Source organism: Emticicia sp. GW821-FHT11C11, from assembly GCF_058808615.1.
In genome coordinates, this window is record NZ_JBXARV010000004.1 from 240,829 (window position 1) to 253,690 (window position 12,862).

The 12,862-nt window shown below is 38.0% G+C and carries 11 protein-coding genes and 1 tRNA gene; 6 read left to right on the forward strand and 6 right to left on the reverse strand.

Going from position 1 to position 12,862, the window contains the following annotated elements:
* Window positions 1–448: 448 nt before the first annotated feature.
* The 4 genes from AC1RRY_RS20820 to AC1RRY_RS20835 all read left to right on the forward strand — a co-directional run bounded on the left by AC1RRY_RS20820 (window position 449) and on the right by AC1RRY_RS20835 (window position 4,564).
* Complete coding sequence (locus tag AC1RRY_RS20820; protein ID WP_492823442.1) at window positions 449–793, forward strand: hypothetical protein; 345 nt, start codon at window positions 449–451, stop codon at window positions 791–793.
* Between the two features lie 181 nt (window positions 794–974).
* Window positions 975–1,361, forward strand: coding sequence for a VOC family protein (locus AC1RRY_RS20825; protein WP_492823440.1), 387 nt, complete (start codon window positions 975–977; stop codon window positions 1,359–1,361).
* A 221-nt stretch (window positions 1,362–1,582) separates the two neighbouring features.
* The gene (locus AC1RRY_RS20830; protein WP_492823438.1) at window positions 1,583–1,978 is read left to right on the forward strand and encodes a VOC family protein; all 396 of its coding nucleotides are present in this window, start codon (window positions 1,583–1,585) and stop codon (window positions 1,976–1,978) included.
* A gap of 702 nt (window positions 1,979–2,680) precedes the next feature.
* Window positions 2,681–4,564, forward strand: coding sequence for a sigma 54-interacting transcriptional regulator (locus tag AC1RRY_RS20835; protein WP_492823436.1), 1,884 nt, complete (start codon window positions 2,681–2,683; stop codon window positions 4,562–4,564).
* On the opposite strand, the gene AC1RRY_RS20840 is transcribed toward AC1RRY_RS20835, so the two are convergent.
* From AC1RRY_RS20840 to AC1RRY_RS20850, 3 genes are all read right to left on the reverse strand, one after another.
* Window positions 4,556–6,148, reverse strand: a complete 1,593-nt coding sequence (locus AC1RRY_RS20840) for a DUF8451 domain-containing protein (RefSeq protein WP_492823434.1) — start codon at window positions 6,146–6,148, stop codon at window positions 4,556–4,558. The genes AC1RRY_RS20835 and AC1RRY_RS20840 overlap by 9 nt on opposite strands.
* Window positions 6,149–6,795: 647 nt before the next feature.
* The gene (locus tag AC1RRY_RS20845) at window positions 6,796–7,665 is read right to left on the reverse strand and encodes a pirin family protein (protein WP_492823432.1); all 870 of its coding nucleotides are present in this window, start codon (window positions 7,663–7,665) and stop codon (window positions 6,796–6,798) included.
* Window positions 7,666–7,676: 11 nt separating this feature from the next.
* The gene (locus AC1RRY_RS20850; RefSeq protein WP_492823430.1) at window positions 7,677–8,069 is read right to left on the reverse strand and encodes a DoxX family protein; all 393 of its coding nucleotides are present in this window, start codon (window positions 8,067–8,069) and stop codon (window positions 7,677–7,679) included.
* A 100-nt stretch (window positions 8,070–8,169) separates the two neighbouring features.
* On the opposite strand from AC1RRY_RS20850, the gene AC1RRY_RS20855 reads away from it, so the two are divergent.
* On the forward strand, window positions 8,170–8,523 hold the full coding sequence (locus AC1RRY_RS20855; RefSeq protein ID WP_492823428.1) for a winged helix-turn-helix transcriptional regulator: 354 nt from the start codon (window positions 8,170–8,172) through the stop codon (window positions 8,521–8,523).
* 374 nt (window positions 8,524–8,897) lie between these two features.
* Here the strand turns inward: AC1RRY_RS20855 and AC1RRY_RS20860 are convergent, their stop codons facing one another.
* The 3 genes from AC1RRY_RS20860 to AC1RRY_RS20870 form a co-directional block, all read right to left on the reverse strand.
* Window positions 8,898–9,311, reverse strand: a complete 414-nt coding sequence (locus AC1RRY_RS20860) for a VOC family protein (RefSeq protein WP_492823426.1) — start codon at window positions 9,309–9,311, stop codon at window positions 8,898–8,900.
* A gap of 191 nt (window positions 9,312–9,502) precedes the next feature.
* Window positions 9,503–11,716 carry an LruC domain-containing protein gene (locus tag AC1RRY_RS20865; RefSeq protein WP_492823424.1) on the reverse strand — a complete coding sequence of 738 codons (2,214 nt, stop codon included), beginning with the start codon at window positions 11,714–11,716 and terminating at the stop codon, window positions 9,503–9,505.
* Window positions 11,717–12,186: 470 nt separating this feature from the next.
* Window positions 12,187–12,260: transfer RNA gene (locus AC1RRY_RS20870), tRNA-Met, on the reverse strand.
* Window positions 12,261–12,463: 203 nt separating this feature from the next.
* Between AC1RRY_RS20870 and AC1RRY_RS20875 the strand changes: the two genes are divergently transcribed.
* On the forward strand, window positions 12,464–12,847 hold the full coding sequence (locus tag AC1RRY_RS20875) for an START-like domain-containing protein (protein WP_492823422.1): 384 nt from the start codon (window positions 12,464–12,466) through the stop codon (window positions 12,845–12,847).
* Window positions 12,848–12,862 lie beyond the last annotated feature (15 nt).

Below are 12,862 nucleotides of genomic sequence, written 5' to 3' on the forward strand. Positions count from 1 at the left end.
CACTACAAAATCAGTCTGTTTGCCATCAAGACTTCATTATCAGCTTAAGCGGACAATCATTTATCATCAATTTGTGGGTAGTATTGTGGCGATTTATGACAAATTTATACGAAAAGGCAAGATAAAGGCGCCTATCATATGAGGACTTAATCTATTGAAATTTCAAATAACCAACCAGCAAACTATGGATGGGAAATTTTGTTTACCGATGCCTCGCAAATACCAACTGAATAACTGTGTCTGGAATATGAATAAAGGCTTTGGTACCAGGTATCAAAGCCTTTATTTTTTATAGCCTTTAAGGTCGACGTATTTTTCGGTTCTGTGGTAGTAGTGCTTTTTATTTTGATTGCTTTAAAGAATCGATGGGATTTTATGTTTAAATTCGTATTTTCCTTGAGTCTTTGGCGCGGTCAGAGATAAAATTACACCAAAATGCGGTCAATCTGTGGAACCTAAGAAGAGAAATCTGGCCTTTTCAAATAACCCCGTGCATATTGAATCACTACCGAAATATAGTTGGATAGAGAGAGATACCTTATTACTTCATATTGCATTTCAGATTTTTATGGATGCCCTCGAAAAAGATAAAGTACTGGAAGTAATTGATTGGGAAACGAGCGATGAATACAAAAAAGTGAAAAGATATATTATCGAGCTCCGAAATTGGTGGATGATACGGAAAGATAAAGACCGCCTGAAAGAAATTGATTATTCAGACGACAAACAGTATGAAGAAGACAGTACTTATCTGCACATGCTGATGCTGATACGCAAATATCTGGTAGTATAACCAATCTGGCATTCAGAAAAGACATTCGATTTTATTCTTCTATTACTTCTATATGAGCTTCTATCTGAAAAATACATTCTGAATTAACCTACATTTAATACAGGTTTATTTTTTACTTCACCGATACAAGCTATCTTTATTTTATCAGTTTATATCAACCTATTACAAAACATCAAAACCTATGGAGAAATTAAGCAAATCAACCAATGCCATTAACTGGTTCGAAATTCCGGTAACAGACTTCGAAAGAGGAAAGAAATTCTACGAAACAATTTTTGAAATTGAACTTACACTCTTTCAGATGGCAGAATTTCAAATGGCTGTGTTTCCGTCAGAGCCCCCTCATGTAAGCGGTGCGCTCGTTAAAAGTGGAAGCCACGTGCCAGGCACTACAGGGGCTGTTCTTTACCTGAATGCTAATCCTGACTTGCAACTGGTACTGGATAGAATCGAAGCCGCGGGTGGACAAATAACCATGCCCAAAACTCATATTGATGATGAAACAGGCTACATGGCATTCTTTATCGATTCAGAGGGTAATTCTGTAGGACTCCATTCGAATAGATAAGCAAGCAATGAATCAAATAGAAATGCGGCATCTTCTAAGATTGCCGCATTTTTTATTGTACTGAACGGAAATTTATTATGTCATAGACTGTTCTATACTGAATTTATAGTGTCACACACTTATTGACACTATAAGTATTTGTGTCTGAGGCACTTAATTGATACATTTACAGTATGTAATGCATTGGTATCCAGACTTTTGAGTAAACAGATACAGCAATAATGGGAAATCACTGGCTGAGAAATATTATAATACAGCTATACACCTCAAACCTGCTTGAGACACAACGTTTTTATTCTTCTATTTTAAGTATCCACAGTGAAACTCTATCTTCCACACAATTAGTACTTTCATTGGAGTCTGTCAGGCTCATTTTTTCAACTGCCAAAGAGCATTCAGCCCATAACACCCAAAATCTGAGTTTTGAAGTATCCGAAATTGATAAGCTATGGGAGACAATTAAGCTTCAAGCACATGTTCTAAAACCTATTGCAGACACTGATAATGGCGCATACCGGGAATTTACCATTCAGGATAACAACGGTTACCCCTTACATTTTTTCGAAAAGAACTTATCCCACCAGTTGAGTTTCGATCTTTACCACAGCTACCAATAAGTATATAAACTACTGATAACCAGCATAATTCAGATCATTTATGCGGAAAAACTTACGCAAAAATCAGGAATAGTTTATTTGGAGGGGATTATTCACAACAACATTTTATAAAATGGTGCACTTTTCTGCTGGCAAACATATTTTGCGATATGATGGAAATTGAGGTCCATTGGAGCATGCATTAGTAAAACTATATATTTTAGACGAATACTCACTCATTCTCAGCAGGCTTCAGGGTATACTCAATTTTCAATCTTAATATGAGGAATTCAACCTGATAATTATTGATTTTTATTTGACCGTAGAAACGAATTTCGTCAATATTATTTTCTCTCATTTCAGTAATAAAAAGCTTATTCAGCTGGTATTTATTGTAATGAGAAATATAACTGCTTGATTATAAGTATAGTATATAGCAGTTCATGAAGCCTTTTTTCTCCTTATTATAAGTTATTTCCTGATTTTTCTGCCATTTTTATTGTGACTTTATTGTGTCACGTCCAAATTGACACAATAAAAACTTGCTTTACGCGAGGGTTTTGTCTACATTTACATAAGTGATAGACATGAAACATTTAAACGATACCTTCTCAATAGCCGCTTAAAGTAATTATTGTACTTCATCAAGCCAATCGTAAATATTTCATAATCAATCACTTATAGAGTTCTGATTCAACAAACCCTATTTCGTGCTTATCCTAAATGCAATTATTATTAACAGGAAAATTCTTCCATGAACGAACCGATTTCGTTACCTGGCTAAAGAAAAGTCACTCGACACACCTCGAGCTTGACCACGCTGTTATTTTCGATTTACTGGATAATCCGAAATATTCCTTTGATGCTATTATCATAGACGAACATTTCTTCTCGTCAACCAAGCAAAGTATTGAATTTGCCTGGGGATTGCACAGAAACTTCCCTGAAATACCAACCATTATGATTATCTCTCCTAGAGATAGTTATGAAGATATTTTTGAAATATACCAGAAAGGCGGTCTGTTTGATGTACTGGAACGTTATCAAATAGATTCTAAAAGCCAGTTTTCTGCATTCAGAGCAATTTTGTTCAGAATTGAGCAATCATTGAAACGGAATAATCTGATTAAAAGAAAGCTGGAAGATAAAATTCATAAGCTGAATGATGAGGTTGAGATGGCCAGATCTGAGGGCTCAGGTGAACCAATCATTAAAAGCAATGAGGCCAACCATTATTTATTTAAATTTCTGAAGTCGGAACGAGAGATTTTTCTTCAGGAACGCGAGATTTTCAGATCATTGTTCTTCAAAGATGTAGAGATTCACGACGAAGAAATTTTAAAACGTATACCTCAATTCGAGAAGTCGTTTTTAGGAAACAGCCAAAAAACAAAGACATTTTTTGAAGAAACCAGCCAGGCAATAGCCGGTGGCAACAGCTTATTGATTTATGGCAAGTCGGGTGCCGAAATTAAAGATTTGGTCACTTTCATTTATTTATTTAAAAATCTGCCTTACGAAGTACCCCTGATAGAGCTAGATTGTTCGCTTATCAGCAATGAAGATTTTGAGTCCGAAGCGTTTGGGCATTATAAGCGCATTGTCAATAATCGTTATGTCACCAATCAGGGGAAAGAAAAATTAGGTAAACTGGAGCAGGCCAATCAGGGCTTTTTATTCATCAACAACATTGACCAACTAAGCATTGGCAATCAGGAATCTTTGTATAATGCGCTTAAGAATGGGTACATAGTGCCGGTGGGTGGTTTTTTGAAAGAGCACCGGGTGGATATCGACTTAACATTGATAGCGGGTTCGGCCAAAAACCTGCATACCATGATCAACAAAGGTGAGTTTAAATGGCATTTGCTGAACTATCTTTTGCAAGGCAATGTGATAAAAATTCCGATGTTTCATGAAAGACTGGAAGATTTTAAATACATATTTCATTATATACTGATCAATTCAGGCGCTGATTTCATTCTGGAAGATGCCGCAATCGGATATTTATCTAAGCAAAACTGGCCTGATGGCGTGTTATCGCTGGAACATTTCGTAAATGTGTATCTGATGAATCTGAAGAAACCCGAGTTCTCAATTATCGGTGGGTTTGAAATTGAAAAAATTTATAACAGCTATAAGAAAGGATTTGAGGTGAAAGACAATACACCTCAGATGGCCCTTTACAGATTACACTTAAATACCAAGACAATCAGCACTGTAAGCAAAAATCTTGATTTGCTTGAAAAAACAGCTGAAGACTATTTTGCCGATTTTGAGATAATAAAAGTGGTTGATCTGGATAAACTAGCGCACCGAGAATTCCATGATTCGATAGCAGATAAGAAATCTAACCGTGGAAGAAAACGTCAGCACGAATGCCTGACCGTAAGCAGATACAAAGACAACAGTAATGGTAAGATAAATCAGCAAAGACTGGCAGTGAAATATTTGCTGAACCTGAATCCTGAAAAATGGCCTTTGCTCAGAAAAGTAACCTTCTTCAATGAGATATTGAACGAAAACACCGAACTCTTTGATAATCTTCTCGTAAATGATGATGTTGAGCAACCCTCGCTCCAAAAAGCTAAAGATAGTTTATTTTGAAGTAAAGCGGTGTTCTGATAGTATTTTAGCAATTTCGATTCCTCGTTCAGTCAATAAGTAATAGCCGTTTTTCAAGGCACCTTTAAATTCAATAAGCCGCAGTTCGCGAAGAATTTTCATTTCTCTCGCAATAGTTTCCCGCGAAACTCCCAATTGTTTGGTCAAAACATGTGTATTACTGTGCTTCGTCTGAAACAAAAGCATGATAATATCATATAACCTTTCTTTCTTCGGCTCACTGATTTCATCAAAAATGTGAAGAACTCCATTGCTCAACGGTTTTTCTTTTTCTGTTATACCCGCAGATGACGGCGGCGCAGAAGTTACTGAAGTAGCTGTTTTAGTCGAGAATTCGCCCGTTTCTCTCTCTTTTCTTTCCTGCCATTCTGTTTCGGGTACGGCTTTTTTCGTTAAAGGCGGAATGGAAGTCAAAAAAGTAGTCCCATCATGGAATTGCGGTCTTTCGGAAGAAAACTGGTTCACAAATGCCGCAATCTTTTTTAATCCGAAGCCTAATTCTTCAGCCAGGCCTAGTTCCCGAAGGAATCGTCCGATGATAGGATTCTTCGGCATAGGCTGATAATCATTCGGATCAATGTTTTTATTCAGGCTCATCCGGTTGCTGTTGGCAGTGAATGTGCCGTCTGTATTAGTAATGGCAAACTTGGCAGGTAGCCCGGAGCTGTAATCCTGATGTGTCAGAAAATTAATAAAAACCTCACGATACATCAGGTCTCGTATACCAACCCGGGTGGCATTGTTCATTACGAAGAAGTCAGGCAGGTGTTTCCTGACAAAATCCATCAACTGATAGTACGTATCTATCAGGTTGGTTGTAAATGTTTCTCTATCGTAATACCCTTCAAAACCGTCCTTTTCGCGAATAGCATCAATTCTGAAACTGGGAAAAATCCCTCTGATAACCTCATCCTTACCTAAAAGCAGAACGGCTGCAACGGTATACCCGCTTTCTCTGGTTTCCAGATCCATTCGCCACAGTCCAGAACTTTTCGTCACCTGCTCGAAGTCCATATTAAGCCAGGGATGTGACGGCCGAGTCTGAACAAGAAAGTTCATTGCTTTTTTATACACATCCATATTAAAGTGACTGGCATCAACATATTTTATAATTTTATTATCCGGGTAATAAAATCTTTTCCTTTCCTGTATTCTTATCTGATCAGAAAGGCTATCTATATAAATATTTTTTGGGCCTCGTCTTTCAAAAACCTCTTGTCCTGCTATAGTATGCACCGAATAACTATTCGGTACCTTAACATAAAGTATTTTCTCGTTGCCATACAATATAGTTTTGATAACGATTCTTGGTTTCGGATGTATCTTATCAACATCGTTTATACCGTCATTGATACTTTTTTCCAGTATGCCCAACTCAGTCTCAGTTAGACCAATCACACCCTTGTCGAAAGAATAGGCCATCAATACTTCTCCACCACTAGTGTTCAGAAATGCACAAAGCGTATCAAAAAAAACAGCAGGTAATTTTCTGTCAGTATTTAATAATTGCGTTTGTTCATCATTTCCTCTTTCTATTAAATAGTGGATATAATCTTTTGAAAACATTTTACTTTAAGTATTTATATCGATGTAAAGTTCAGGGGTTCAATCATTTTTCTGATGAGCTGTGCGGATATCGTTAAGATAACGGCCTACTATATATGTTATTTCTAACACTTCGAGTTTTTTTTATCCGGAACTACCCTATTCAGTATTGCCACGGGCAAAATTGACTTTGAATATATCGGGTTTCTATGAATTTTTTAAATAAATAATCATATTTTTTAGAAGCAAGTGATTTTTCCGGACGTAGAAGCCGAAGAACAGAATCGTAAGTACATAAGGTGTCAATGAATTTTTACTTACACTAACCTCTAAAATTGCCAATTCACTGTTTTTTATTCGTATTATAGTATTGTGGTTGTGGATATGCGATAGTTTTTGTGAAGAGAAAACAAACGCACCAAAATGCGCAATGAAGAATAAAAATAGCTCAGATTGCAATTGACAAGCATATGCATTGAGAATTAATTTATCAGAACACTGTTCAGGGCAAATTTAAAAGCGAATATTGTATTGGGTCGTTATTAAATGGTATGTATACAAAAAAAACGTGTGGATAATGTCTTGTTTCCTTCTAGTAATCTTTCAGAGCAAAATACATTCCACACGTTTATTAACTGCTAAATTATTATTAATGAACTTCTTTCATCCTAAACATATTGTTTCTGATGCTTAATCCTACTACTTTCAGGCAGATTGCTCAGGTGAGGCATTTGACCGGACTGGTACTCCTGATACAGTCTGATGATGTCTTTATTAGTATCGCCAATAAATGGACCGTAACTTACTACTTTGGCATTGTGGGGGGCGGCTGCATAAAATATAAACCGGCTGCCCTCGTCGCCTGCCTTAAAGGTAATTTCGTTTTCGCTTTGTTTACCTGCCGTATTCAACCAACCTGACTGCCCTTTGGCAATGCGGGTTAACCCGGACCATACTTCTCCTTCCAACACATATATGAATCCATTATAGTTAACAGGTACTTCCTGTTTCACCTCAGCATTATTGGCCAATTTAAAATCCACCAGTGTGAAAGGCGTATAATTTCTGAAAGGCGCAGCTAGCCCGTTGCTAGTTCCGCTATATACTCTTACTTCCGTATCGCTTGTCTGCAATGTCGGAACATCCTCTAACAATATTTGCTGCCAGAATGGTGGCGCCCATCTTTTGTCAGGCGGTAGCACTAACCACATCTGCAAAATGTGCAGGCTGGTTTTGCCAGCAATTTCTTCCGTGTGTATAATTCCCTTGCCTGCTGTCATTAATTCCATGCTGCCAGTGTGCCAGTCTTTTCCGTCACCCTGCAATACAAGCGTTACGGTTTCAAAACCCGCATGCGGATGCGCACCACCCACCGGTTTACCACCGGGAAGGTTCAGTTGATCGTCCATCAAAATCATGAACGGATCGGTGCGGCTAAAGTCCTGACCGTCGACTACTGCTTTGGCCACGTGGCCTTCACCAAGAAAACCCTGATGTGCCTGAGGCGTGCTTACATATTTTATGAATCTTGTTTCCATTGTTTTACTGTTTACTGTTGTTTAACTATTTTCTGCGCAGCAGGAAAAAGCTGTTGCAGAAATGTAGGATATCTCAAAGCAAGTGATACCCACACCAATACCTGCACTACCACTGCTATGATAACAGGCTGATTATGCTGCAAGTGTGAAGCTATCGCTCCACCCATGTAGGCAATCAATAGTAATGATCCCACCAATCCGGTTTTTGGAATAAGGTACAGAACCAATGCCACCAGTTCTATTACCCCAATGAACCAGTACGTTTGTGGGTCGAAACCCATTGATGAACCCTGAGCAACAGCCATATCATTATAAGTAAGTTTAAGGAACGCACTAAATGCAAATAATAGCCCTAATAAAATGGTGAGTGCCCACCCCGAGATTTTGTTTATTCTTTTTGTCATCGTTTTTATTTTTTGTAATTGAAATACAAATTTCTTGAACAAATAGTTTACCTTTGATACCTGTTACAAAAAGAATATCGGTTACAAAAAGGATACCATCATGGAAAATATTATTTCACATACAGAAGAAGCGTGTAAAAAAAGTAGATTGGCGATCAGAGATACATTGGATGTAGTAGGCGGAAAATGGAAAATGGTTTTATTGACTATTCTGATGACCGGAAAAAGAAGGTTCAGAGAATTATCAAGAGAGGCTGACATTTCTCCCAGAATTTTATCAAAAGAATTGCAGGAAATGGAAATGGATGGACTGGTGAGCCGGACAGTCTGCAATACCAAGCCCATCACGGTTGAATATTCTCTGACACCCTACAGTGAAACCTTAAAGGACGTGCTGGAGTCCATGAATAAATGGGGACAAATGCACAGAGACAAAATCATACATGGCGCGTGATTTGCTTTTTTTTATCTGACACCGATTTTGATTTTCGCTTCTCACGAAGGTTTCGTTTCGTTTTAAGTATATTATTGGGATGAATGACGAGTTTGTTTGAATAGTTCGTAAAGAATCATTTCAGAGCGGCTGATATCGTAATTCTGAAAAAAGAAGATGATTGAAAGGTGCAGCGATCCATTTGGGAGGCCGTTTTTATCTGTTAAAATGAGGGCTTAGTGTTTTTTAGATAGATGAATTCGAGCCTGGAGAGAAGAAAACTTCAAAATTTCTGATTTTTACGGTTTGCACCATGAAAGCAAGCAAATCGGATAAATAACTCCTGAAGATATTGTTTTACCGATTTTCACGAGATTACAATCGGGGGCTTATTCTTATTGAAAAGCAGGATTAAAAACTACTTCCCATAAGTGCCCGTCCGGGTCCTGGAAATAACCTGAATAGCCACCCCAAAACGTATCTTCGGCCGGTTTAATAATGGTGGCTCCTGCTTTTTCAGCAAGTTCCATCACTTCATCTACCTGCTCTTTACTTTCAACATTATGGCCGATAGTAAATTCAAGGGCAGACGGACTTTGCTCCTGAATACCAGTGTCTTTAGAAATACTTGTTCTGGGCCAAAGCGCTAACTTTAATCCGCTTTGAAGATCGAAGAAAGCGACAGCGCCATATTCAAATTCCGTCCCGATAATTCCTTCAGTTGATAATTTCAAACCATCCCGATAAAACGCAACTGATTTTTCAAGGTCTGCAACTCCCAATGTTAATACTGAAATACTTGCTTTCATAATAGATTTTTTCAAAGTTATTATTTCTGTGCATCTGCCTTTCTAGCTAAACGATATTTTTGCAGAAATCGTGAGTTCCGAAGGTTATGTTTTTTCCGTAAGCAATTCTTTAAACCGGCAGGTCTGAAAATGCAGAGGCTCTTCCCCAAATATAAAAGGAGAAGAGCCCTGCACTAATAGAGTAGTACTATTTATTTTCTTTCAAGGTACCAGTTTGGATTTTGAGTACCTCCACTTACTGCCCAGCTTTCAAACTTCGGATACATATCTTTAATGTTCTTCGCTTCCAGTGGATATACTAAAGAGACAGGAACACACAATCCCCAAGGTTCACTATGAATCGACTTGAACGCGTCAGCTGGTGATAATTTGCTTCCTTTCACTCTGTCAATCAAACTTCTGTCTATCTTATCTGTAGCCGCATATCCTACCATGTGCACTTCGTTTCTAACAGTAGCATTCTGGCTCGAATTAACGATAAATACATTTAAGCTTTGATAAGTGAAATTATCCAGTGGTGTATTAAACTCTATAGTAATCACCACATCTACCGGGTTATAACCTCCACCGCTTTGTGTTGATATAAATCGCGTGTCAGCGACACCGAAGGCTTTATGCGCATCGTCAACAATAGACGCTACTGCATAGGTTTGTCCTGATTCTACACCGTTAGATCCCAGCTTTAAACCAGACCCCACGAAATCTGCACGTGAATAAGTAACTGATTTCACATTTCCTGTAGGTACTCCATCCAACTGTACCGCTGCACCCATTCTCTTTGAAGCACCAACCGAGCGTAGTTTCCCTTTTAATGCAATCTTAGTAATCTTATTTGATGAATTCTGGAACTTGGTAATATTCATATCCACAACAAAGTCGTTCATGTCATAATCACCGGTATCAGGCCAGTTGTCTTCGAATGCGTAAGAATATGTTCCCAAATTAACTTCAGTCACAGGTTGATTGACTGGAGGAGTACCAGAATTGCTGTTATTATTTCCACCTGCATTACATGCGGTAGCGGCAATCACAACTGTCGATTTGTCGTAAGGTACTAAAGTAGCAGGGCTGTTCAGGATATAAAATGTACTCCATTGTCCATTAGCTGTATGCTCTGAACTGGCAATTTCCAAATTACCCGAATAAGTGATTGCTTGCCATTGGTTTTCTACATCTACTTTCTTCAAGCGGGCCAAGGCTTTGCTTGTTCCACTTCCAGTCATATAGTTTCTATTGCTATTGAACTTAGCCCAATTCCATGCATCCAGTATAGCTGAAGATGCTAGGTTAAAGCGTGTTCCGCCTGATTCTAATTTCTTCACACTTAACAAAGCCTTTTCTCCTACATTAATAATTGCATTATTGGTATTCAGATTTTCAATTGTAGTATGACAAACCGCCTCTAATGTTGCATTTGTAAGTGAAACCGTTTTAATATCCAGGCTTCCTTCGTTCCGAATCTTGGTTGATCCGGTTGTACTGGTCAAAGTCTGAAATGTAGCAGTACCAAAGTTGGTAAAACTTCCGTTGCTGAATGTAGCTTGTTTTACAGTCAATGTACCATAGTTGGAATATAAGGTTTCGTTTGACGTATTCAAATCAGATAACAACGCAGTACCATAGTTTGAAAAAGCCCCTGCCGTATTCTGAACTACGTTAGTCATATCGATTGTTCCCGTAGCTGTTGTGTACAACGCATTGTTATTACCCAGTTGGAAGGTATAATTCTGGTTTCTCCACGTTCCCTCAATATAAATTTTGGCACCGCTTGTACCATTATTTGCGTTGATTTGTCCGGTAAAAGTTATTCCTGATTTAACAACATAAGATTTGTTAGACTCTACAGTAACAGTTCCGTTTCCGGTAATCTGGATGGCATCACCCGGCACAACCACAGCAGTAGCTGTATTAACACTCGATGTACCAGTCATCGACGAGCCCGCCGCTTCACGCATAGCACCCGAAGTTGTTTTAGAAACAGATATTGAAGTAGCATTTCCTACCTCTACCATTGTAACAGATGGGGTTCCAACAGGCGAAGTCTGTTTAAGATATACATACTGTAATGCAGTAGGCACTACGATTGTTCCAACAAAATCCTGTCCCAGTTTAGCCTGGCCTGCACTCAGCAGATTAGCATCTGTACCTAGCATCGGATCGTTATCGTACAATTCAACGCGGTAAAAATACTGTCCGTTAAACTTGTCATCAACAGCTACCCGAAAATCTATCGTCTTAACAGACGACCATTTGAAGTCAGTCGGGATAGTTACCCCATTCGGAAACAATGTGGCAGAAGATTGATCTGGTTCTTTTTCAAAATCAACTTTTACACAGCTTGTGCTCAATAGGGCTATTCCTGTTAACCCTAGTAGCATACGATGAAAACTCTTTTTCTTGTTCATAATAGCAAATAGTTCAATATTAAAGGCTTTATTCTTACTGTTCAAAACAGTATAAGGTTCAATTTGTTTAACTTAACGGTACACAAAGATATAACAATTTAAAAAGATAGACGAAAAAACGAGAGTCGACTTATTAAACCGGTAGATCGTCGTTTTTAACGATACAAATTTGCATATAATAATGTTTAAGGAGCGCAGATTTTCGATGTTTGGAATAAATAAGGGAAATATTGACTATTTTTAACCGTTGAGTATTTAAGGGCAAAAATTAGTGAGTAGCATGTAGATGCCTGCAATACAATCATTTACGAGAACATAAAGCTCCGGTTTAAGAGCCTGCAGGTGGTCAAAACCATCACTAAAACATTGTTGCACTACGAATTCAAAGCAAATATTTTCTACTGTCTGTTGTACCTGAACAAAAAAAAGGCAGTTACGGTTTTGATGCGTAACTGCCTCATTATATAAAGTAGCGGGGAGCAGGATCGAACTGCCGACCTTAGGGTTATGAATCCTACGCTCTAACCATCTGAGCTACCCCGCCAAATAACAAATATCAAAAAAAATGCTCTGACGAGCCTTAGTGTTTAATATTATGTTGCAAAATTAGGGAAAGTTTTCATACATTGCAAAAAATAAAATTCACCAATCTGAATTTTAAGAAAAAATTATATATATTCTTGAAATAATGATTCATCCGTGCTGATAGGTATTAAGCATGAATGATTAACCAACAAACTTTTTGATATGGGAAAATTTAAGTTTACTCGGGAGTATGAATTTAAGGCTTCACCAAAGGTCTTATTTCAATACATCAGCACCCCATCAGGTTTGCAGCAATGGTTTGCGTCAAAAGTTAAATATGTTAATGACGGGAATTTTGATTTTGTGTGGGATAACGAAAGCCATCCGGCACGGCTCAGCTCTCAAAGAATGAACAAAGCCACCAAGTTTGATTTTCTGAATGAAGAACAACGAGGAAACTATGTAGAGTTTAAACTGGAGCAAAGTGAATTAACCAACGCCACTTTCTTTAAAGTAACCGACAACTCTGATAACACAGATGAGGAAGAACTGACAGATATGTGGGATGGTATGATAGACAAACTACGTGAGATTGTTGGTGGATAATTTGTTAAATATGCT

Coding starts and splice junctions, on each gene's coding strand:
- AC1RRY_RS20825 (WP_492823440.1), top strand. CDS start 975: ATGGAGAAATTAAGCAAATCAACCAATGCCATTAACTGGTTCGAAATT.
- AC1RRY_RS20830 (WP_492823438.1), top strand. CDS start 1,583: ATGGGAAATCACTGGCTGAGAAATATTATAATACAGCTATACACCTCA.
- AC1RRY_RS20835 (WP_492823436.1), top strand. CDS start 2,681: ATGCAATTATTATTAACAGGAAAATTCTTCCATGAACGAACCGATTTC.
- AC1RRY_RS20840 (WP_492823434.1), bottom strand. CDS start 6,148: ATGTTTTCAAAAGATTATATCCACTATTTAATAGAAAGAGGAAATGAT.
- AC1RRY_RS20845 (WP_492823432.1), bottom strand. CDS start 7,665: ATGGAAACAAGATTCATAAAATATGTAAGCACGCCTCAGGCACATCAG.
- AC1RRY_RS20850 (WP_492823430.1), bottom strand. CDS start 8,069: ATGACAAAAAGAATAAACAAAATCTCGGGGTGGGCACTCACCATTTTA.
- AC1RRY_RS20855 (WP_492823428.1), top strand. CDS start 8,170: ATGGAAAATATTATTTCACATACAGAAGAAGCGTGTAAAAAAAGTAGA.
- AC1RRY_RS20860 (WP_492823426.1), bottom strand. CDS start 9,311: ATGAAAGCAAGTATTTCAGTATTAACATTGGGAGTTGCAGACCTTGAA.
- AC1RRY_RS20865 (WP_492823424.1), bottom strand. CDS start 11,716: ATGAACAAGAAAAAGAGTTTTCATCGTATGCTACTAGGGTTAACAGGA.
- AC1RRY_RS20875 (WP_492823422.1), top strand. CDS start 12,464: ATGGGAAAATTTAAGTTTACTCGGGAGTATGAATTTAAGGCTTCACCA.